Raw genomic sequence first — 21,325 nt, forward strand, 5'->3', positions numbered from 1 at the left:
GACTCGTCGGACGCGCCGCTGAGGTCTGAGGAAACGGCCCGGGCGGCCGGGGGAGACGGGGGCGGTCAGAGGCCCGCCTGGAGGCGGAGGCCCGCCAGGGTGAGGTCGAGGGCGGAGCGGAACTGGTCCGTGTCGTCGTGGCCGTCGAACTCGTCGACGATCTCGTGGATGAAGGGGAAGTCCTGGGGGGCGAGTTCCCGCCATGCCTGAGCGAAACGGCCGAGGAACTCGTCCCGGTTCACCGCGCCGTCCAGGACTTCCTGGGGTGGTTCCTGGCCCATGTCGATGGCCGAGCCGACGACGACGCCGATGACGGCCGAGACGGCGTGGAAGCGCTGGCGGGCGGTGAGGTTCAGGCGCAGGGTCTGGCGGCCGAGCATTTCGTAGATGCGCAGGGAGTTGCTCTGCACGTCGGTGTTGCGCATGAAGTAGGCGCCGAGCCAGGGGCGGCGGACGACGGCGTCGAAGAGCGTGAGGGCCATGGCGCGCAGGTCGTCGATGGGGTCCTGGGTGGGCGGGAGCGTGTCGAGGTCGGCGAGCACGCCGGCCATGACGTGGTCCGTGGCGAGGTCGAGGAGTTCGTCCTTGTTCGCGACGTACCAGTAGATGCTGGCGACGCCTCCGCCCAGGCGCTGGGCCAGGGCGCGGAAGGTCAGGGCGGGGGCTCCTGCCTCGTCGAGCAGGGCGACCGCTTCGCCGAGGACGGATTCCATCGAGTGCGAGGCGCGTCGGCGCCCCGTCCCCTGGCGGGCCATGGCGTGCACCTCTCGCTGGTGAGCGGACTCTCTTTGCATCGGATCGAACGCTGTTCTATCGTACCGGATGGAACAACGTTCGATACTCGAACCACGTTCGATCGAAAGGAGTGCGCCATGACCACCGCCACCCTCACCAACCCGCCCCGCACCTACCCGTCGCTGCGCGCGGCGTGGATCCCCCTGGCCGCGCTCTGCCTGGCCTTCTTCGTCGAGATGGTCGACAACACCCTGTTGTCGATCGCGCTGCCCACCATCGGCCGCGACCTGGGCGGAGGCACGACCGCGCTCCAGTGGGTGACGGGCGCCTACTCGCTCACCTTCGGCGGACTGCTGCTCACCGCCGGATCCATCGCGGACCGGTTCGGGCGCCGCCGCGTGCTCCTGATCGGGCTCGGGATCTTCGGCACGCTCAGCCTCGGCGTGCTCCTCGTCCATTCCGCAGGCGGTCTCATCGCCTTGCGCGCGGGGCTCGGCATAGCCGCGGCGGCGATGGCGCCGATCACGAACTCCCTGGTCTTCCGGCTCTTCGACGACAAGGCGCTCCGGATGCGCGCCATGACCGTGATGATCGTCGTCGGCATGTCCGGATTCGTCCTCGGCCCGCTGCTCGGCGGTACGGCGCTGGCGCACGTGTCCTGGGAGTGGCTGCTCCTCGTCAACGCCCCCATCGCGGTCATCGCCTGCGTCGGAGTGCGGCTCGGCGTGCCGGCCGACCGCCCGCAGGACCTCACCAAGGACTCCCTCGACGTGCCGGGCGCCGTCCTGAGCGTCGCTGCCATCGGTCTCGCCTGCTACTCCCTGACCAGCGGCGTCGAGCACGGCTGGCTCTCCACGATCACCCTCGCGTCCGTCGTCGGCGCCCTCGCCGCGGCTCTCCTGTTCGTCCGGCACGAGCGCCGCACGGCCACGCCCATGCTCGATCTGCGGCTCTTCTCGCGCGGCACCGTCCGGGGCGCCGCCCTCGCGCAGATCGGCACGTCGATCGCCATGGCCAGCGTCATGTTCGGCCTGATCCTGCACTTCCAGTACGCCTACGGCTGGAGCCCCGTGCGGGCCGGCCTCGCCAACCTGCCGATCATCGCGACCATGCTGCTGGCCACCCCGCTGTCCGAGTGGCTCGCCCGGAGCTTCGGGCATCGCGTCGCCTGTCTGGTGGGCGCCGGGTTCCTCGCCGGCTCACTCGCCGGGCTCGCCTGGGGCGTCGAGCACGGCTACGCCGTCATCGCCGTCTGCATGGTCCTCATGACCATCGGACTGCGCACCGTCATGACGATCTGCGCGGTCGCCCTCGTCGACGCCATGCCGGCCAACCGCACCTCCATCGGCGCCGCGCTCAACGACACCGCCCAGGAAGTCGGCTCCAGCGTCGGCACCGCCGTCGTCGGCACCCTCATCGCCGTGCTGGTCACCACCCAGCTCCCGGCCGGCACCTGGAGCGGCGAACTCATCGCGTCCTTCTTCCACGGCGAGCGCATCACCTACGCCCTGCTCGCCGTCGTCGTCGGCCTGATCGCCGCCGGCGGCGCACTGAGCCTCACCGATTCCCGCTCCGTGGAGGAACACCCGGTCGAGGAGACGGCCTGAGAGCCCCACCCACCACCGCCTGCCCCCGGGTGCGCGGCCGTGCGCCCGACCGGGCGGGCCTGCTTCACCGCAGGCCTGATGACAGGATGGGGCGGCGCGGAAGCGCGACCCGGAACTTCAGGGAGGCGGTCACGGGTGGCTGAGGAATGGCTGTCGCGGAGGGCGCGCGATGCCGAGTCGGCGGTGCCCGGGGGGTTCGACCTCTCCGACTGCGTGCGCGAGCCCATTCACCTCCTGGGGGGCGTGCAGTCCCACGGGACGCTCCTCGCGGTGGAGGCGGACGGGGGTGTCGTCGACACCGCCGCCGCCAACACCCTCGCCGTACTCGGATTCCCCGCCGAGGACCTCGTCGGCGCGCACGTCACCGCAGTCCTGTCGGAGGAGGACTGGACGGACGCGTGCCGGAGCGTCGCCGAGGAGGGCGAGACCTCCGCGCTCCAGGTGGAAGCCGGGCCCGTCGGAGCCCCGCGCCGGTTCGACCTGTCCCTGCACCGGTCGGGACCACTCGTCGTGCTGGAGTTCGAGCCGCGTGAGGAGGGCCTGGAGTTCCGCTTCACGGGCTTCTACCAGGGAGTCCGGCGCGCCCTGGCCCGGCTGCGGTCGACGGTCGACGTCGTCGACGGCTGCCGGGCCGCCGTGCGCGAGATCCGGGCTCTGACCGGGTACGACCGGGTCGTCGCCTACCGCTTCGACGGTCCCGAGGGGCCGGGCGAGGTCCTCGCCGAGGACGTGACCGACGCGTGGGAGCCCTGGTTGGGCCTCTGGTTCCCGGCGACCGACATCCCGCCGCAGGCCAGGCGCCTGTACGAGGAGAACTGGATCCGGGTCATCGGGGACGTCGACGACTCCACCGTCGGCCTGGTGCCTCCCGTGCGGGCCGGCACGGGAACACCGCTCGACCTGTCGGGAGCCGCGTTGCGGACGGTCTCCGGGTTCCACCTCGAGTACCTGCGCAACATCGGCGTCCGCTCGTCGATGTCCGTCTCCGTGATGCGGGAGGGCCGGCTGTGGGGCCTCATCGCCTGCCACGGTGCCGCGCCCTTCCATCCCGCGCCCGAGGTGCGGGCCGCCTGCGAGCTCTTCGGGGCGGCGTTCTCACTGCAACTCGCCGCCATCGAGGAGCGGGAGCGTGCCGACGCGCTGGCCGGGGCGGCCGGGCGGGCGGCGTCCGTGGCGGAACTCCTCGATGCCGACGTGGAGATGTCGCTGCCTCCGCACGGTGGCGCCGTGCGGGACCTGGTCGGCGCGGACTCGGCCGTCCTCGTACGCGGTGCCCGCTCGGTCGCCACCGGCGCCCCCGTTCCCGCCGCACTCGTGACGGAGTTGCGCCGGCGCGCCGGCGGGATGACTCCCGGGACCGTGTGGGCCACCGACCGGCTGGGTGAGCTCATGGCGGACGAGGACATCCACGTGCCGGAGCTCGACGGCGGCCAGGCGGGCGTGCTCCTGGTCAGGCTCACGTCGCCGGGCGACTTCCTGGCCTGGTTCCGCGCCGAGCGCCCGACACCCCGGATGTGGGCGACCGACCCCGCGACGCCCGTGCGCGTCGGACCGCGTGGCGAGCGACTGACGCCCCGCGGTTCCAGCGAGGTGTTCCGCTCGGTCATGAGGGGCCGCTCGCTGCCCTGGAGGCCACGCGAGCAGGCCGCCGCCGCTGAACTCGGACGGATGCTGACCCGGCTGGTCCTGCGGCACGCGGAGGAGCTCGCCGCCCTCAACGAGGAACTCCGCATGAGCAACCTGGACCTCGACTCCTTCGCCCACGCCGCCGCCCACGACCTGAAGGAGCCCCTCCGCGGCATCTCCAACGCCGCCACCTTCACCATGGAGGACGCGGGAGCGGCGCTCGACCCGACCAGTGTGCGCAGGCTCCTCACCATCCGGAGGCTGGCCGGCCGGATGGACGAACTCCTCAACTCGCTCCTGCACTACGCCCGCCTCGGGCAGGCGGGGCTGCGACGCGTCACCGTCGACCTGGACGAAGCGGTGGACGCCGCACTGGAGGTGGCGGGGCCGAGGCTCGCGGAGGAGCGTGTCCGTGTCGTCCGCGACACCCCGCTCCCACACGTCGAAGCCGACCCCACGCGGTTGTACGAGATCCTGGTCAATCTGCTGGTCAACGCGGCGAAGTACGCGGCCGAACGCCCCGACCGCATGGTGTCGATCGGCGTGGAGGAGGTGCCGGCCGAGTGCGGTGGGGGAGCGGACGCCGGGACGGCGGGGACGCGTCCGGGCAGGACGGAGCGGGCCGTGGTGGTGCGTGACAACGGCATCGGCATCCCGCCCGAGCTGCAGGCGGACGTGTTCGACCTGTTCCGCCGCCTCCACGGCCCGGCCGAGCACGGTGGCGGCACGGGCGTGGGACTGGCCGTCGTCAAGCGGATCGTGGAGCGACACGGCGGCCGGCTGTGGCTGGAGAGCGAGCCGGGCAGCGGCACGGCCTTCTACTTCACCCTGGGGGAGCCGCCCGTCCCGTCCGGTGCCGGGGAATCCGGCTGACCCGCCCGGCCCCCGGCGCCGCGGATCAGGAGCCGTCCGGAGTGGCGGGCCCGTCGGGCCCGGGGGAGTCCTGCCAGAAGTCCACGGCGCCCTTGAGGACCGTACGGAACAGGTCGAAGTTCACCGGCTTGTAGATGTAGCTGTCGGCCCCTGCCACGTGGCAGGCGTCCTCCTCGGCCGGTGAGGTGGACGACGTGAAGACGACCACCCGCACGTCGGACAGCTCGGGACGGGCCCGTACGGAGGCCAGCGCCGTGTGCCCGTTCGTTCCGGGCATGTTCAGGTCCAGCAGGATCAGGCCCGGAAGAGCGGAACCCGCGGTGAGGTGCTCGACGAGCTGGTCGGCGCGGTCGAGGAACTCCAGGACGAGGTGGGGGTGACTGCGGGCCAGGGCGCGCTCTATCGCCTCGGCGTCCTCCTGCGAGTCCTCGACGACGAGGACGCGGCCGCGGTCGATCCGGGGGCTGCTCCACCGCCCGGATTCCGGGCCGGACGCGGCTGCGGGTCCGCTGCCGGAACAGGGGACGGGGCGGTGGGTCACGGTCGTTCCTCTGCCGTCGCGATCAGAAGGGCGGTGTCGTCGTCGCCGGAGTGCCGGAAGGCCGACGCCGCCGCCACCAGCCGTCCCGCGGGGTCGGGGCCGCCGCCGGAGCACTCCGCCACGGCGGCGGGCAGCCCCGCCTCGAAGAAGGTGCCGTCGGCTCCCCGCGCCTCGGTCAGCCCATCGGTGAACATCACCAGGGACGCGCCGGGCTCCAGGAGCACACGGACGGACCGGTAGTCGGTACCGGGGATGACACCCAGCAGCGCCCCCGCCCCGTCCACCTCCGTCACGGACCCGTCGGCTCGCCGGACGAGCGGTCTCGGATGCCCGGCGACGGCGATCTCGACGTCCCAGCCGCCGTCCCGGGCCGGGCTCAGCAGGGCGATGAGCGCGGTGACGAACCGCGCGGCGCCCTCGGCGATGAGGGTGTCGTTGAGCCTGGTCAGGGCGATGCCGGGCGACGTGCCCTCCTGGAGGAGCGTGCGCAGCGTGTGCCGGGCCAGGCCGGTGACGGCCGCCGCTTCGGCGCCGCGGCCGCAGACGTCCCCGATCAGCAGGGCCACGCCGTCGCCGACGGCCACGGCGTCGTAGAAGTCGCCGCCCACGTCCAGGCTGGAGTCGGCGACCCGGTAGGCGCTGCTCAGCCGTAGCCCGGGGACGTCGGGCAGAGTGCGGGGCAGGAGGTGGCGCTGGAGCACCTCCACATGGCTCCGCCGCTTCTCGTACAGCGTGCTGGTGTCGATGGCCAGCGCGGCTCGGCTCGCCAGGTCACCCAGTAGACGAGGGGTGGCGACCGGTGCCTCCGCCCGGTGGTGGAGGAACGTGAGGGTGCCGAGGCTGCGGCCACGGGCCCGGAGCGGAGTGACGCTGAGGCTCTTCACGGCGCCGATGCCGGGTACCGAACCGAAGGGGCTGTCGCGCAGTTCCGCCGCACCCACCAGGGTGCTCTCGCGCCGCTCGGAGCTCTCTCTGAGCAGCTTGACCAGCCAGTCGTCGTCCTCGGCCAGCTCGCGGAGCCGTCCCTGGGCGAACGCGGCGACGTGCGCCGACGCGACCGGTCTCAGCACACCCGCGCCGTTGTAGAGGTGGACGAGGCACCCTTCGGCGACGGCCGGGACGGCGAGCCGGGCGATCCGGCGGAGTGTCTCGTCGACGTCGAGGCTCGTGTCCATCTGCAGCGATGCCTCGGCGAGGAACGCGTCCTCGACCTGGCGTCGCTCGTGCGCGTGATGCGCGAGGAGTCGTACGTTGCTCGTGGCAAGGACTTCCGCCACCTGGACGAGCTGCGCGCGCAGCGGATCCGTGCTCTCCGCCGGACGATCGAGCCCCACCCACAGGGTCGCCCAGTCGTCCCCCGCCAGCGGGAAGGCGCATTCCAGGGCGGCGACGGGCCTGCCCGCCGGTACGAGCCCGCCCGGCCACAGGGCCGCGGCGGCCCCGGAACCCGTGTGCTCCAGCACCACCGGCGCCCCGCCGTCCAGGGCCACGGTCGTCCCGGGCCGCACCACGGGCTCGCTCCAGTCGGAGAACGGCGGCCGCCAGGTGATCGGGGTGCGCTCCTCGGACGAGACCAGGCGGAGGTAGGTCATCCGGTGCCCGCTCCAGCGGGTACCGACCACGGACACCACGCCCGGGCGCGACAACAGCATGTCGTAGACGCGGTCGGCCAGGCCGGTCACGTCATGGGCGACGTCCGCGGCGAGCCACAGGGCGTGCAGCCGTTCGGCCCAGTACTGTTCCCCGGGTGAGCCGGTCGCCCCCTCACTACCGGATCCGCCCATCTGCTCCGCCTCTCGACCGCTGCCCCGGCCGCATCCCGGGCCGACCGGCCACCGGTCCGGCACGCTGGGATGAACCGTACGTCACAGGGCACCCTGCCCCTCCCCAGGGCTTCCTAACAGTGCGACTTTCCTGTACCGGTCTCGTCACCCGCCGGACTCTCCCGGGCCCTCCGGAGGACCGGGCGCCGTTCGCGTGGATCGACTCCGGAGCAGTGGGGGAGTGGCGCTCAGTCAGGTGGCGCCCTCTGCCTGCGGGTTCGCTGCTCTTCCCTCCGTGCTCAGCAGGACGACCACCGACGCGGGGCCGAGCCCCAGCGCCGTACGGCGTTCCTCGGCGCCCGCGCCGTTGAGGGCCGCACGGATTCCGGCCAGCGCCGCGGCCCCGCACGGGCCCGAGGACACGCCGAGGGCCGCGAGGTCGGCGGACGCGCGGGCGCCGGCCGCGTCGGGAACGGCGACGGCGGCGTCGAGGCCGCCGTGGAGGTAGGGCCACGCGATGCTGGACGGGGTGCCGCAGTTCAGGCCGGCCATCGTGGTGTGGCCGGTGGAGACGCTGACGGGTTCGCCGAGCGCGAGGCTTTCGAGGACGCAGGCCGCGGCCTCGGGCTCCACCGCGAGCAGCGCCGGAGGCCGACCGGAGCGACGGCTCCGGTAGTGGGTGACCACCGCCTGGGCCAGCGAGCCGACGCCCACCGGTACGGCGACGAGGTCGGGTCCGCCCGCGCCCGCGGCCGCCAGCTGTTCGTCGATCTCGACGCAGAGGGTGGAGTAGCCCTCGACGATCCAGCCGGGGATCCGCTCGTAGCCCTCCCAGGCGGTGTCCTGGACGAGGACCGCGTCCGGTCCGGCGGCCGCCGCGGCCGCCAGGCGCACGGCCTCGTCGTACGCCCCCGCCACCTCGGTGACCCGCGCCCGCTCGGCGACGATGGCCGCCACGGCCCGCGGATGCACGCCCCGCGGGACGAACACGTGCGCGTTCTGTCCGAGCAGGCGCGCCGTGCGTGCCACCGCCCGGCCATGGTTGCCGTCGGTGGCGGTCACCAGCGTGACCGGACCCGGCCGGCCGCCGTTCGCGGCCCGCTCGGCCAGGGTGCGGTGAACTGCCCAGGACGCGCCGAGCGCCTTGAACGCGGGCAGCCCCAGACGGTTCGACTCGTCCTTGACGAAGACCCGGCCCACACCCAACTCCACCGCCAGCGAAGGTTGTTCGGCCAGCGGAGTCGGCGCGTAGTCGGGCAGTGAGGAATGGAAGTCACGGATCCCGGCGGGTGCGGGAGCGCACCGCCAGTTACGGGCGCCGGGCCGTACGGACCACGGCAGCGTGCGGGAGGGGGAAACGTTCTCAGGCATACGGACAGGGTCCGGTGCGGCCCTCCCATCGGTCCAGCGAATGTTTCCTACCTATACTCATCGGGAATCCCGATGATTCGGCTCCGTCGTCTCGTGAGAGCTGGGAGAGCGGTCCAGCGATGTTCGATCTGCACCGGCTGCGCCTGCTGCGCGAACTCAAGCACCGCGGCACGCTCGCGGCCGTCGCCGCCGCCCTGTCCTACGCCCCCTCCTCCGTCTCCCAGCAGCTCTCACAGCTGGAGGCCGAAGTCGGCGTCCCACTGCTGGAACCGGTCGGGCGACGGGTGCGGCTGACCGCGCAGGCCGAGATCCTCGTCGCACACACCGAAGCGGTGCTCGAACGGCTCGAGCGCGCCGAGGCGGACATCGCCACCTCCCTCACCGACCTCACCGGCACCCTGCGCATCGCCGCGTTCCAGACGGCCGCGCTGGCCCTGCTCCCGGTCGCCCTCGGTCTGCTGCGCGACCTGCACCCGCGGCTGCGCGTCCACGTCACACAGATGGAGCCGGAACGGGCCCTGCCCGCCCTGCAGGCCCGTGACTTCGACCTGGTCCTCGCCGAGGAGTACCCCGGCAACCCCAACCCCCGGCTCGCCGAACTCGAGCAGGAGGACCTGCTCGACGACCCCCTCCGCCTCGCCCTGCCCGGGCCCGCCGACGGCGCCGACGGCCCCCTGGCGGCATTGCGCTCGCTGGCCGGTCATCCCTGGGCGATGGAGCCCGAGGGCACGACCGCCCGGCACTGGGCCGTGACGCTCTGCCGCAGCGCCGGCTTCGAACCCGACGTACGGTTCGAGACCACCGACCTGCTGCTCCACCTCCGCCTGGTCGAGCAGGGGCACGCCGCCGCCTTCCTCCCCGAACTGGTCTGGAGCGGCCGGCGGCCGACCGTCCCCCTGCGGCAGCTGCCCCGGGGACAGCGCTCCCGCCGCGTGTTCACCGTCGTACGCCGCGGCCGCAGCCGGCACCCGGCGGTCCTGGCCTGCCGGGCGGCCCTCCTCCGGGCGGCTGCCACGTCGTCCGGGAAGGGGTAGAAGGCCCGGGGGACCCCGGCGCTCGGCTGTGCCCTTCCCCGGCGCCGGTCGCCGCGCCTGGTGTCCGTGGGCTGGGCTATTCTTCCCGCCACCGCACACCGACTGTAGGGATCACGAGAAGTGACCGGCCTGTCTGCCTTTCCGCTGCCGTTCCATGCCTCCCGTTCCATAGCGTTCGCGACACCCCGATCGCTGAGGGAGCTTCAGATGATGGAGTGCAGCGCACACATCCGGGCGAAGCCGGGATGGTTCGACAAGATGAACGACGCCGACATCGTCGCCAGGTGGACGCGGGAGGCGGTCGCCCAGGGGCTGACCGAGGCACAGGTGCGTTACGTGCTGGACGAACTCGCGCACTACGCCGCGCTGCGGGACGAGCGCACGGGGATCGAGGTGTCCGGCGTCGACGGAGTGTGGCACTCCGACGCCCTGGTCGAGGACGAGCTCAGGTCCCGGCTGCGCGCGGCCGTACGGGTACTGGAGGAAGTGCCCGAGGCGGAGCTCGACTGGCATCCCGGCTCCGACGGGCAGGTGCTGGACCTGGTGCACCCCTCCCTGTTCTGTCTGGTGAGGGAGGCGAGCGGCGCGCCCGAGCGCGCTTGGCAGAATCCGACGAACCACTACTCCAAGTACGAGTTCTCGGAGCGGTTCCAATGGCTGCCCACGGATGTCGACGTCGACGCCGAGGGCGAGGTCGCCTTCCGTTCGTACGTCAACAACCTCCATCCCGAGACCCATCGCGAGCTGGCCTCCGTCCTGCCCGAACTGCTTGCGCGCTTCCGCCCGCTGCTGGAGAACGTGCTCACCGATCTGCGCAACCCGCGGCCCCCGCGGATCGACGTCGACCCTTACGGGTGGTACGACGACGAGCCGCAGCGTCCCGACAGGTCGGACTACGAGGACGACCAGGCCTACAACGAGGCCTGTCGGCTGCAGGAGCGGGCCCTGGACGACTGGTGGGAGAACCGGCGCCCCGTGGTCCCGGACGCACCGGCCTTCTCCGCACCCGAGCCGCCGGAGCGGATCGACCTGCGCGGTCGTCGCCTCCAGGTCATCGTCAAGCTCGCCACCATCCATCTCACCCCGGACAAGCCCGAGTACGCCGGTGGTTCCTGGCACGTCGAGGGGATGCTGAACGAGCGGATCGTCTCGACCGGCATCTACTACTGGGACAACGAGAACATCACCGAGAGCCGGCTTGGCTTCCGGGCCGCGCTCGACGACCCGGAGTACGAGCAGAGCGACGACAACGGTGTGCGTGAGGTCTACGGCCTGGAGAACGAGGACGCGCTGAACCAGATGTTGGGTTCGGTGTCGACGCCGGAAGGCCGCTGCCTGGCGTTCCCGAACATCCTGCAGCACCGCGTGAGCCCGTTCCGCCTCGCGGACCCCACCCGGCCGGGACACCGCAAGATCCTCGCGTTCTTCCTGGTGGACCCGGCGCGGACGATCGTCTCGACGTCCGACGTGCCGCCTCAGCAGCCGTGGTCCGACACCTCGACGATGACGCTGGAGCAGGCCAAGGAGTACCGCGAACAGCTCATGCGGGAACGCAAGTTCTTCGTGGACGAGCACAACGAGCAGCTCTACGAGCGGGAGTTCTCCCTCTGCGAGCACTGAACCCCACGCGCCCGAACGCGTCCGGGAGGCGTCGGCGGTTCGCGCTCGTGGTCCGGCCGGGGGGGGTGAGGGGGCGTCAAGGTCGCGCGGACCGGTGCCGATGAGGACGGGGAAGGCGACGGATGTGCGTGTTCCTGAGAGGCGTGGGGCCGATGTGGGTGACGGGTGAGGCGTACGAGCCGTACGTGGGACGGTGGAGCAGTCAGGTGGCCCACCGGTTCGTTCGCTGGATGGGCGCGGCTCCCCGGGAAAGCTGGCGCGATGTCGGATGCGGCACGGGTGCGGTGACGCGGGCCGTGCTGGATCTGGCCGATCCCGCGACGGTCGTCGGCCTCGACCCCTCCGCCGGCTTCGTGGCGTACGCGCGGCGGACCATCGCCGACCACCGGGCGCGGTTCGTCCTGGCCGATGCCGAGAGCCTGCCGTTCGCCGACTCCAGCGCTTCGGTCGCCGTGAGCGGGCTCGTGCTCAACTTCGTACCCGACCCCGACCGCGCGGCCGCGGAGATGGCCCGGGTGGTCAGGCCCGGCGGGCTCGTGGGGGCGTACGTCTGGGACCTGGGCGACGGAGGCATGGAGATCATCCGCGCCTTCTGGGACGCCGCGTCCGCGCTCGATCCGGAGGCCCGGGCCCTGGACGAGGCCGTCAGGTTTCCGCTCTGTGCCCGCGCGCCGCTGGGCGAGCTGTTCGTGCGGGCGGGGCTCGAGGACGTCGAGGTCGACGGGATCACCGTGCCCGCGCGTTTCGCGGATTTCGACGACTACTGGCAGCCGTTCCTCGGAGCGCAGGGACCGGCGCCCGCCTACGTGGCCACGCTTCCGGAGGAGCGGCGCGGGGCACTGCGCGAGCGGTTGCGGTCGGCGTTGCCCCGTGCGGAGGACGGTTCGATCCCGCTGCGCGCGCGGGCATGGGCCGTGCGGGGCAGGCGCCCGGGCTGAGGCCGCGGGGCTCGCCCGCGGCCGTCCGGGCGGAGGTGGCGGCTCGGCCGCGTCCCGTGGCCTCGGCTCGGAACGGCGTCACGGCGCCACCACCGGAAGGGGTGACGCCGTGACGGGGGTCACCGGAAGGGGTGACGCCGTGGCCCGGCCAACGGTCAGCGAACAGAGGTCACTTACCGAGCCACGCGCGGTGGATCGTCAGTGTGGAGACGTTGCCCTGCTTGTCCGTGACCACCGCGGACAGTGAGATCGCCCCGCCCTTCGCCGGGTTCCTCACGGCGATCGCGCCGTTCCGGACCGGGACCTGCTGCCAGGTCGCGCCGTCGTCGTAACTCACCTTCACTGTGAGCGACTTGAGGTTCTTCCCGGCCGCTGAGCCCTGCACGGTCACCGGGACCACTACCGGCGCGCGGTGCGGGGCGCGTGAGGTGAGGTCGACGGGGGGCGCGAAGCGGACCGTCGACACCGGCAGCGCCGTGGTGGCCGTGACCTGCTTCGAGCGGAACGTGAAGCCCGCCTCGATCCGGGTGGAGGCCGCGGCGGCGGCCGCCGGGCGTTCCACGGAGGTCACCAGGCGGTACTCGGCGTCGGCGGCGTCGACCGTGAAGGGCCGCGTGCCGCTCAGCGGGTCGTCGTGCTCGCCGACCTTGACGCCGTCGCGGTACAGCGTCGACGTGGCCGAGGTGTACGGCGACTGCCCCGCGTGACCCTTGCCGTCGGAGAACAGCGGTACGGCGCCGATGAGTTGCTGCTCACCGGTGCCCGGGTCGGGAGCGGTGCGGAAGACGCCCATGCCCTCGCCGAGGAGCGGTCCGACGACGCCCGTGTGGAACGTCTCCCGGTACGTGCGGCCGGCCTCGTAACGCTTCGGCCGGACCATCTCCCAGCTTCCCTCGAAGGCGGGGTAGCCCCACTGGTCGGGCTCGCCCAGCTGGTCGTACCGGGTGAGCCACTCGACGCCGTCGCCGGTGGAGACGAGGAAGGTGCGGATGCCCGGCGCCGCCTGCGGGGCGTAGAACCCGTTGCCCTCCGGCGCGCCGGGGACGTGGGCGAACGGGGAGGCGAACGCGGTGCGGCCGGGCACGGACGCGCCGAGGCCGACCTTGACCGTGGCCAGCTCGTCGGCCTTCACGTGCCGGGTGTAGCCGGTCGTGACCCGGTCCGTCTTCCCGCCGAAGGCCACCGAGTACTGGCTGGTCGCGTCCTTGAGGAAGTGGGCGTCCCAGGTCTGCAGGAGCGTGCCGTCGGTGACGGCCGGACCCAGGTGGGCGGTGCGGAAGCCGGTGAAGCCCCTGAGTACCCAGCCGTTGCCGACGCGACCGCTCTCGGTGGCGACCTCGTAGTAGGTGCCCGCGTAGTCGGCGGTGTCCCGGCCGGGCACGGTCAGGTCCACCGGCTTGGCGGTGCGCGCGTCGGCGACGAGCGTCATGTCCCGGGTGACGTCGAGCTTCGGCTGCGCGATCCAGTCGGTGCCCTTGGTGTAGTCCGAGGGGTCCTGGTAGACGGCCGTGTTGAAGGTGTACGAGCCCTTGGGCACCCGGATGGTGTGGCTGCCCGGCTCGTCGGAGACGCGGGACGCGAATCCGACGGCGCCGCCGCCGACGCCGTACAGGGTGCTGGTGAAGGTCTCGGCGTCGGTGCCGTCACGGTCGACGGTCCTGAGCGTGAGGTCGTACGACTCCGCCTCCCGGACGGCGACCGCGGCTGTGCGCACGGACTGGCCCGGGGCGGTGGCGGTGACGTAGCCCGAGTAGGCGCCGTCGGCGTCGCCGAGCTGGGTGTCCGCGACGAGGTCGACCTCGGCCCGCCCGCCGGCGGGCACGGTCAGTTTCGGGGCGCCGAGCGTGAAGAAGCCGGCCGGGGCCGGCCTGCCCGCCGGGTCCAGGGTGGCCACCGACAGGTCGAGGGTGACGTCGGTGGTCCCGAGGTTGCGGTAGGCGACCTTGCGGGTGAGCGGCTTGTCGTCGGCGTGCGGCCACAGCGCCGTGCCGAAGTTCAGCGAGACGGGGTCGGCGACGACGCTCTGGGTGAGCGCCTTGTCGATCTGGACGCGGCCGGAGCCCTGCTGGAACGCGGTGTACGGGCCGCCCTTGGCGGACCCGGTCAGGGCGCCCTTCAGCTCGGCGGACTTCCACTCCGGGTGCCGCTGCTTCAGGATCGCCGCCGCGCCCGCGACGTGCGGGGTGGCCATGGAGGTGCCGTCGATCTGCAGGTATCCCGGCGCCGGGTGGGGTGTGCCGGGGCGGGTGTCGATCGCGCTGCCGGGGGCGGCGGCCGCGGTGATGGCGACGCCGGGGGCGGTCACGTCCGGTTTCACGGCGCCGTCGCCGACGCGGGGGCCGGTGCTGGAGAAGGGGGCGAGGACGTCGTCCTTGTCGACGGCTCCGACGGTCAGTGCGGCGTCGGCGCTGCCCGGCGAACCCACGGTCGAGGCGCCGCCCTCGCCTTCGTTGCCCGCCGCGATCGCGAACAGGATGCCCTTCTCGGCCGACAGCCGGTCGACCGTGGCTTCCAGCGGGTCGACGCCGGGGCTGTCGGCGCTGCCGAGGCTGAGGTTGACCACGTCCGCGCCTTCGGCGGCGGCCCACTCCATGCCCGCGATGACGGCGGAGTCGTCGCCGAAGCCCTCGTCGTCGAGGACCTTGCCGCTGATCACCTTGGCGCCGGGGGCGACGCCCTTGAACCGGCCGCCGGAGGTGGCGCCGGTGCCCGCGGCGATCGACGCGACGTGGGTGCCGTGTCCGACGCGGTCCACGGCGTCGGAGGAAGCGGAGAAGTTCTTCTCGGCGACGACCTGGGTCGCCAGGTCGGCATGGGTCCTGTCGACGCCCGTGTCGAGGACGGCGATCGTGACGCCCTTGCCGTCGTAGCCGGACTCCCACGCCTTGTCGGCGCCGATCTGCCGGACGCTGCGGTCGAGGCTCGCGGTGCGGACGCCGTCGAGCCACACCGAGGCGATGCCGGAGGCGGCCACGCGCGCACCGCCGCCGCGCCGGTCGGTGAGTGCCTCCCACACCTTGGCGACGTCGTCGTCCGGGGTACGGACGGCGTCGGCGTCGAGCCCCGGGAGGGTGCGCCTGAGCTGGGTGTCGCCGGCCGCGCGGACCTGGGCCCGGGCAGTACCGGCGGCATCCTCGTACCGCACGATCAGCTTGAGCCCGTCTCGATGGCTCTGGCGCAGCCGTGCGTCGGTGAGCACGGTGAGGTCGAACAGCCGCTGGTCCAGACGGCCCGCGGCGATCAGGCGTTCGGCGTCGCCAGGTATGACGAGGGTGTGGTCGTCGACGCGCCGCACCTGTACGGGTATGCGTTCACGGCCCGCGGCGGACTCGAAGCCCACCATGCGGCCCTTGGCGTCCACCACCACGCGGTCGCCGGTGACGAGCGGGATCCGCCGGTCGCCGCCGACGCGGGTGGTGTCCGGTGCGGCCGTCGTGTCCGCGGTGACCGCGGACGCGGGGCCGGTCATGCCTGCTACCAGCGCCACCGATGTGGCCGCTGCGATGGTGAAGGCGCGTGCTCTCTTCACGTGTGCGCGCAAGTCTCCCCCAGGAGCTTGGGATGAGGTCGAGTGGAGGACCGGCGGGGGGCGCGGGGGCACCCGCCGCCGGTCTGCGCAGTATGTGAGGTGATCAACGGCCGGTCGGGCGCGGTCGGTTGAGCCGCATGCTTTCCGGCCATCCGGACGGCCGCGCGTGCGATGGGGCCACGACGGGCCCGTGACGGGTCCGTGACGGCCGGACGATCCTTGTGCGACGGCGATGCGTCCCGGACCCGGCGGATCGCAGGCGCCGCAAGCGTTTCGCGGGCCGGGGGCCGCGGGTCCGGAGGGGCTGCCGCGGCTTGGCCGTATCCGTGTCCGTGTTCGTATCCGTAGCCGTGACCCGTCGTCGGTGGGTGGCGTGGACCCCGGCGGGCGGACCGTCCGCGTGGGCCAAACACCCCCGTGGGTCACATACATGACTGAAGGTCATGTCCACGGATCGTGCGTGAGGTCTTGCGTCGCCCCCGGGACCGTCCCTACTCTCCCGCGCAATGGTTAGGAACATTTCCTAACCTTCGGCTGAAGGACGTCGGATGTCATACGCACATCAGGTACGCCCCGCACACGCAGACCACCCCCACCAACGGCGCCGCCCCCTGGCGCTCGCCGTGGCCGTCGCCACCGCCTTGACGGGCCTCACCGGCCTGGCCGGCGGCAGCGCGACGGCCGTCGCCGACGAGGGCCGCGGCGCCGCGGCCGCCGCCGCGATCCCCGACCTGACCAGCGCGAACCGGCGGGCGCCCATCGCGGGCCTGCCCGACTGGAGCAAGGCCGGATACCGGGGAGGCGCCGCACTCCCCGGAGCCGCCGAGGCGCACCCTGACCCGGCCTGCCACATCACGGCGCAGGAGCTCGCCTCCCAGTACGGCGTCCGCGCCGACGGCAGCGACGCCACGACCGGCCTCCAGCAGGCCGTGGACGCGCTGAGGACGGGCTGCACCCCGTCGGCCGGCTACACCAGGCTCTCCTCGATCACCCTGCCCGCGGGCCGGGTCGTCGTGACGCGCCAACTCGCCCTGGACGCCGACTACATGGTGCTCCGAGGCGCGGGCATGGAGCAGACCACCCTCGCCTTCCGGCCCGACGGGAACACCCGGTACGACACCCTCACCCCGGACGGCGGCGACTGGGACGAGGACGGCGCGACGCACGGCGCGGGGAAGGGCGGCTGGACCTGGCCGGGCCGCGGCCTGCTCCGGGTGCAGACCCGCGAGGTCTCCCCGAAGTACGCCGCCGATCACGCCTTCGCGCCCGCCAACCGCAAGGACATCTTCGAGGGCAGCGTCAACCAGCACTGGGCGAGCGGGATCCCCCTGCGCGAAGGCTCCGCGAGCGGCTCCACGCAGATCAGGCTCGCCGCCAACGCCGACATGGCGCGCTTCAAGGCCGGCGGTTATCTCTGGGTCGGCGCCGCGAACTCGGCGAAGTTCTACCAGCAGCAGACGGTCACGGACTCGTCCAAGTACGTGAACCTGCACATGCGGCAGCAGATCTTCCAGATCGCCGCCGTGGACGCCACCGGCAAGAACCTGACGCTCGACAAGCCCCTCGAGTACGACCTGCCGGTCAACTCGACCTCCGACGGCTCCGCCGCCATCGGCGGGACCGTCTACCCGAGCCGCGTCACCCCGCTCAAGGTCGTCCAGGGCGTCGGCATCGAGGACCTCGGCATCACCCAGGAACTCGACGGCATGCCCAAGCTCGGCGGCGGCACCTATGACGTCACCCCGGACGACGCCAAGGCCGACTTCGGCAACATCGCCCCGGAGTACGCCCAGCACGGCATCGTGCTCAAGTGGGCCGCCAACGTCTGGATCCGGCGGGTCGGGACGCGGATGACCGGCTCCCACGCCGTGGTCACCGAGAGCGCCAAGAACATCCAGGTGCAGGAGTCGTCCTTCGACGGCTCCTGGAACAAGGGCAAGGGCGGCAACGGCTACTTCCGCGGATCCCGCGTCTGGGACTCGCTGTACGCCTACAACACCAGCCGGAACCTGCGGCACTTCACCTTCCAGTGGTCCGCCTCGGACAACGTCGTCATCGGGAACGACTTCGACAGCGACCTGAACCTCCACGGCGGCTGGGAGCGGCGCAACCTCTTCGAGAACAACAAGGCCGCGGTCCCCTTCGAGAACTCCTCGAAGAACTGCCGCACCCACTGCGGCGAGGAGGGCGGCGGCGGCCCCGACGACTCGACCTGGTGGCCGATCTGGTGGGGCGCGGGCCCCAAGGCCGTGAAGTGGTCGGGCGCCACCGGGCCCCAGAACGTCTTCTACGGCAACGACCTCAGCAAGCAGACCACGGCGGGCGGCGCCTATCAGCCGTACTACGCCGACCGTTCGCGGCTGTACCAGCTGGGCAGCTCGGCCGGTGACCCGTCGGCGTACCAGCACCTGGCGGAGAACGGCGCGACCATCCAGGACTGGGCGGGCAAGGAGAACCTCGACTACAGCAGGGCCCCGCACGCCGGGGTGAACGCCACGAGGACGGACACCTCCGGCTCGCTGTTCCTGAAGTCCACGGGACCGGGTCCCGGCGGCGGCACCCCCGCCCCCGCCCCGGTCCTCGTCTCGCAGGGCAGGCCGGCGACGGCCTCGTCCGTCGAGGGCGCCGGATTCGAGGCCGCGCTCGCGGTCGACGGCGAGCCCGGGTCCCGGTGGGCCAGCCTGGAGGGCGTCGACCCGCAGTGGATCCGGATCGACCTCGGCACCCGCCACACGATTTCGCGGGTCAGGCTGACCTGGGAAGCCGCGTACGCCAGGACGTACCGGATCCAGGCCTCGGACGACGGCGCGAACTGGACGGACGTCCACTCCACCGGCTCCGGTGACGGCGCCGTGGACGACCTCGCGGTGTCCGGCACCGGGCGCTACGTACGGATGCTCGGGACCGCGCGCGGCACGGCGTACGGCTACTCCCTCTGGGAGTTCGAGGTGTACGGGGCTCCCGTCCCCGGCGGCGACACCGCACCGCCCGGCGCCCCGGGCGGGCTCCACACGACGGGCGTGAGCGCCGGCAGCGTCTCACTTGCCTGGGACGCGGCCACCGACGACGTCGGCGTCACCGGCTACGACGTCTTCCGGGGTGCTACGAAGGTCGGGAGCACCGCCTCGACCTCGTACACGGACACCGGGCTCACGGCCTCCACCACCTACGCCTACACCGTCAGGGCGCGGGACGCGGCGGGGAACTCCTCGGCCCCCAGCGGCTCCGTCGGCGTGACCACCGCGCCGGGTGGCGGCGGCGGTCCGGTCGTCGACGTGTCCACGGCCGCGCAGTTGCGGGACGCGCTGGCGACCGCCCAGCCCGGGCAGACCATCAGGCTGGCCGCCGGGGAGTACCGGGGAGCGTTCGTGACGCAGCGGGCGGGCACCGCCGCCGCACCGATCACGCTGACCGGCCCGGCGAACGCGGTCCTCGTCAACGACGGCCCCTCGGGCACGGCCCCGTCCTGCCCCGCTCCGACGGCCGGCTGGGACTCCGGCTACGGGCTCTGGCTGTACGGCGCCCCGCACTGGAAGCTGACCGGCTTCACGGTGAAGGAGTCGAAGAAGGGCGTCGTCCTCGACAACTCCCCCCACGTGACGCTCGACGGGCTCTCCGTGCACCACGTCGACGAGGAGGCGGTGCACTTCCGGCGCTCCTCGGCCGACGGCGTCCTCAAGAACTCGACGATCACCCACACGGGACTCGTCCAGGCCGGATACGGCGAGGGGGTCTACATCGGCTCGGCCGGCTCCAACTGGGGCTGCCACGGCAACCAGGGCGGCGTGGACCGCTCCGACCGCGTGCAGGTGCTGGACAACCGGATCGGTCCGTCGGTCGCCGCCGAGCACATCGACATCAAGGAGGGCACCTTCGACGGGGTGATCCGCGGCAACACCTTCGACGGGACGGGGATCACCGGCGAGAACTCGGCGGACTCCTGGGTGGACGCCAAGGGCGTCGGCTACCTGATCGAGAACAACACCGGGACCTTCTCCTCGCCCGGCACGTTCGCCAACGGGTACGAGACCCACAACCCGTCCACCACCCCGTCGTTCGCGAACGGCTGCGGCAACGTGTGGCGCGGCAACGGGTCCGACCTCGGAGGTGTGGGCGCGTACGCCATCAAGATCACCTCGACGTCGAAGTGCACCGCCGATCCGAACGTCGTCCACGCCTCCAACACGGTGACGAACGCCGGCAGCGGCCTGACGAACGTCCCCGTCACGCCCTGACGCGCCCGGCACCGGCCGCCGGCCCCCCGGGCCAGGCCCCGGCCGTCACCGCCGCGCGGCGATGACAGCCGGGGCCACCGGCGGTCCCCGCCCTCACCGGGAGCCCTTCGGCCCGTGTCCTTCCGGATGCGCCTTGGTGAGCGAGCAGACGCCGTCCACGCACTGGCGCTCCAGACGGCCGCGCGAGACGGTCTGCGCGAGGCCGACCATCCAGCAGGTGGGGCAGCCGCGGAAGGCGATCAGGGCCAGCGGGGCCGCGAGCAGGGTGACCGGTCCGGCGACCGGCACCAGGGCGATCGAGCCGATGATCAGTCCGAAGCCGATCGCACCGCGCGCCAGGTGGCGCGGGACGGACGCGCTGCCGAAGTCCTTCGCGGGCGGCGCCCCAGCGAGCGACCCGGCGAGCGATACGACGGTCGCGACGGGCTCGGGGGTGTCGAGGCCTTTCAGGGTGTCCATGGTCGTGTCTCTCCTCCGGCTGGTGGGTCGGGGTTCGGGGCGGGTGCCCGGTCGGGCGCCTCCAGCGAGCGGCGCAGTGTCGTGCGGGCCCTGTGCAGCCGAGACTTCATCGCGGCGTTGCTCAGACCGAGGGCCTGGGCGACGGCCCTGCCGGGCAGCCCCTGCACGTCCCGCATGAGCAGGACCTGCCGCTGGTCGCGGGGCAGGGCGCCGATCGCGGCCGAGATCCGGCGTACCTCCTGGCGGCGCAACACCGCCTCCTCGGCGGAGGGTTCGGTCTCCGCCTCCGGCATGTCGGGCGTCGTCTCCTCCCTCCGCGAGACGAGCAGCCGTACCTGCCGGAGGCATTCGTTGCGCACGATCCGGAACATCCACGAGGCGAGCGCGCCCGAGGCCCGCAGGGTGCCGATCTTCCGGTAGAGGATGATCAGGGCCTCCTGCGCCGCGTCCTCCGCGTCCTGCGGCGAGGCGCAGAGCGACAGCGCGAACTTGCGCACGTGCGGCTGCGATTCCACGACGACGGTCGTGAGCGACGTGAGGTCGCCGTCCTGGGCCGCCCTGATCAGCTGCTCGTCCGGCCAGCGGAAACGTTGGTTCATGTGCTCCTCATACCTGAAAGTGCCCCACGGTGCCCGGTGGGTTCGCTCCCGTACGCGGGTGGGGGGTCAGACGCGGCTCTTGTAGCGGCGCAGCAGGTGCCAGCTGCACGCGCCCACGAGCAGGACTCCGAGCGCGACGAGGCCGGTGATCAGCATGGGTGTTTCCTCCCGGTTCCACCGGCCCGTGCGGCCGGTACGCAGAAAGGAGTCGGGGGAGCGGGAAGAGGATTCGCCTCCGGCCGGACTTTCTTCCGGCCGGTCCCGGCGTCGCGATTGCGACGATTTGCAGAACACGCGTACGACAAGCATGATCGTGTGGCTCGCGACTGACCTGCGACGGTCCACGCGAGGCGAGTAACAGCCCGCCCGGTCACCAGGATTCGGTTGCCAATCGC

General features: G+C 72.5%; 13 protein-coding genes. 6 read left to right on the forward strand and 7 right to left on the reverse strand.

The window, feature by feature from the left end:
- Positions 1 to 65 precede the first annotated feature (65 nt).
- Positions 66 to 713 (reverse strand): TetR/AcrR family transcriptional regulator, encoded by a 648-nt coding sequence (locus DEJ43_RS32465; RefSeq protein ID WP_041663144.1) that lies wholly within the window; start codon positions 711 to 713, stop codon positions 66 to 68.
- A 159-nt stretch (positions 714 to 872) separates the two neighbouring features.
- Here DEJ43_RS32465 and DEJ43_RS32470 point away from each other — a divergent pair, with 159 nt between their 5' ends.
- Both DEJ43_RS32470 and DEJ43_RS32475 read left to right on the forward strand, forming a co-directional pair.
- Complete coding sequence (locus DEJ43_RS32470) at positions 873 to 2,342, forward strand: MFS transporter (RefSeq protein ID WP_015037671.1); 1,470 nt, start codon at positions 873 to 875, stop codon at positions 2,340 to 2,342.
- Positions 2,343 to 2,420: 78 nt separating this feature from the next.
- The gene (locus DEJ43_RS32475) at positions 2,421 to 4,841 is read left to right on the forward strand and encodes an ATP-binding protein (protein ID WP_051026220.1); all 2,421 of its coding nucleotides are present in this window, start codon (positions 2,421 to 2,423) and stop codon (positions 4,839 to 4,841) included.
- Between the two features lie 25 nt (positions 4,842 to 4,866).
- On the opposite strand, the gene DEJ43_RS32480 is transcribed toward DEJ43_RS32475, so the two are convergent.
- The 3 genes from DEJ43_RS32480 to DEJ43_RS32490 all read right to left on the reverse strand — a co-directional run bounded on the left by DEJ43_RS32480 (position 4,867) and on the right by DEJ43_RS32490 (position 8,516).
- Entirely contained in the window at positions 4,867 to 5,382 is a 516-nt protein-coding gene (locus DEJ43_RS32480) for a response regulator (RefSeq protein ID WP_015037673.1), read from the reverse strand.
- The gene (locus DEJ43_RS32485; protein ID WP_015037674.1) at positions 5,379 to 7,166 is read right to left on the reverse strand and encodes a PP2C family protein-serine/threonine phosphatase; all 1,788 of its coding nucleotides are present in this window, start codon (positions 7,164 to 7,166) and stop codon (positions 5,379 to 5,381) included. Before DEJ43_RS32485 ends, DEJ43_RS32480 begins: the two co-directional genes overlap by 4 nt.
- Before the next feature lie 231 nt (positions 7,167 to 7,397).
- Positions 7,398 to 8,516 carry a diaminopropionate ammonia-lyase gene (locus DEJ43_RS32490; RefSeq protein WP_041663146.1) on the reverse strand — a complete coding sequence of 373 codons (1,119 nt, stop codon included), beginning with the start codon at positions 8,514 to 8,516 and terminating at the stop codon, positions 7,398 to 7,400.
- 119 nt (positions 8,517 to 8,635) lie between these two features.
- On the opposite strand from DEJ43_RS32490, the gene DEJ43_RS32495 reads away from it, so the two are divergent.
- From DEJ43_RS32495 to DEJ43_RS32505, 3 genes are all read left to right on the forward strand, one after another.
- The gene (locus DEJ43_RS32495) at positions 8,636 to 9,550 is read left to right on the forward strand and encodes a LysR family transcriptional regulator (protein ID WP_015037676.1); all 915 of its coding nucleotides are present in this window, start codon (positions 8,636 to 8,638) and stop codon (positions 9,548 to 9,550) included.
- 120 nt (positions 9,551 to 9,670) lie between these two features.
- Positions 9,671 to 11,170 carry a DUF4246 domain-containing protein gene (locus DEJ43_RS32500; protein ID WP_041663148.1) on the forward strand — a complete coding sequence of 500 codons (1,500 nt, stop codon included), beginning with the start codon at positions 9,671 to 9,673 and terminating at the stop codon, positions 11,168 to 11,170.
- A 152-nt stretch (positions 11,171 to 11,322) separates the two neighbouring features.
- Positions 11,323 to 12,108: a class I SAM-dependent methyltransferase gene (locus DEJ43_RS32505; RefSeq protein WP_015037678.1), complete on the forward strand. Its 786-nt coding sequence runs from the start codon at positions 11,323 to 11,325 to the stop codon at positions 12,106 to 12,108.
- A 169-nt stretch (positions 12,109 to 12,277) separates the two neighbouring features.
- On the opposite strand, the gene DEJ43_RS32510 is transcribed toward DEJ43_RS32505, so the two are convergent.
- Positions 12,278 to 15,577 carry a S8 family peptidase gene (locus DEJ43_RS32510; RefSeq protein ID WP_015037679.1) on the reverse strand — a complete coding sequence of 1,100 codons (3,300 nt, stop codon included), beginning with the start codon at positions 15,575 to 15,577 and terminating at the stop codon, positions 12,278 to 12,280.
- Positions 15,578 to 16,185: 608 nt separating this feature from the next.
- Here DEJ43_RS32510 and DEJ43_RS32515 point away from each other — a divergent pair.
- Positions 16,186 to 19,872: a discoidin domain-containing protein gene (locus DEJ43_RS32515; protein ID WP_079179236.1), complete on the forward strand. Its 3,687-nt coding sequence runs from the start codon at positions 16,186 to 16,188 to the stop codon at positions 19,870 to 19,872.
- A 93-nt stretch (positions 19,873 to 19,965) separates the two neighbouring features.
- On the opposite strand, the gene DEJ43_RS32525 is transcribed toward DEJ43_RS32515, so the two are convergent.
- Both DEJ43_RS32525 and DEJ43_RS32530 read right to left on the reverse strand, forming a co-directional pair.
- A complete protein-coding gene (locus DEJ43_RS32525) occupies positions 19,966 to 20,331 on the reverse strand; it encodes a hypothetical protein (RefSeq protein ID WP_015037681.1) in 366 nt (121 codons plus the stop codon).
- Positions 20,319 to 20,930 carry an RNA polymerase sigma factor gene (locus tag DEJ43_RS32530; protein ID WP_015037682.1) on the reverse strand — a complete coding sequence of 204 codons (612 nt, stop codon included), beginning with the start codon at positions 20,928 to 20,930 and terminating at the stop codon, positions 20,319 to 20,321. The genes DEJ43_RS32525 and DEJ43_RS32530 overlap by 13 nt, the downstream gene beginning before the upstream one ends.
- Positions 20,931 to 21,325: the final 395 nt, after the last annotated feature.

This window comes from Streptomyces venezuelae ATCC 10712 (genome assembly GCF_008639165.1).
GTDB lineage: Bacteria > Actinomycetota > Actinomycetes > Streptomycetales > Streptomycetaceae > Streptomyces > Streptomyces venezuelae.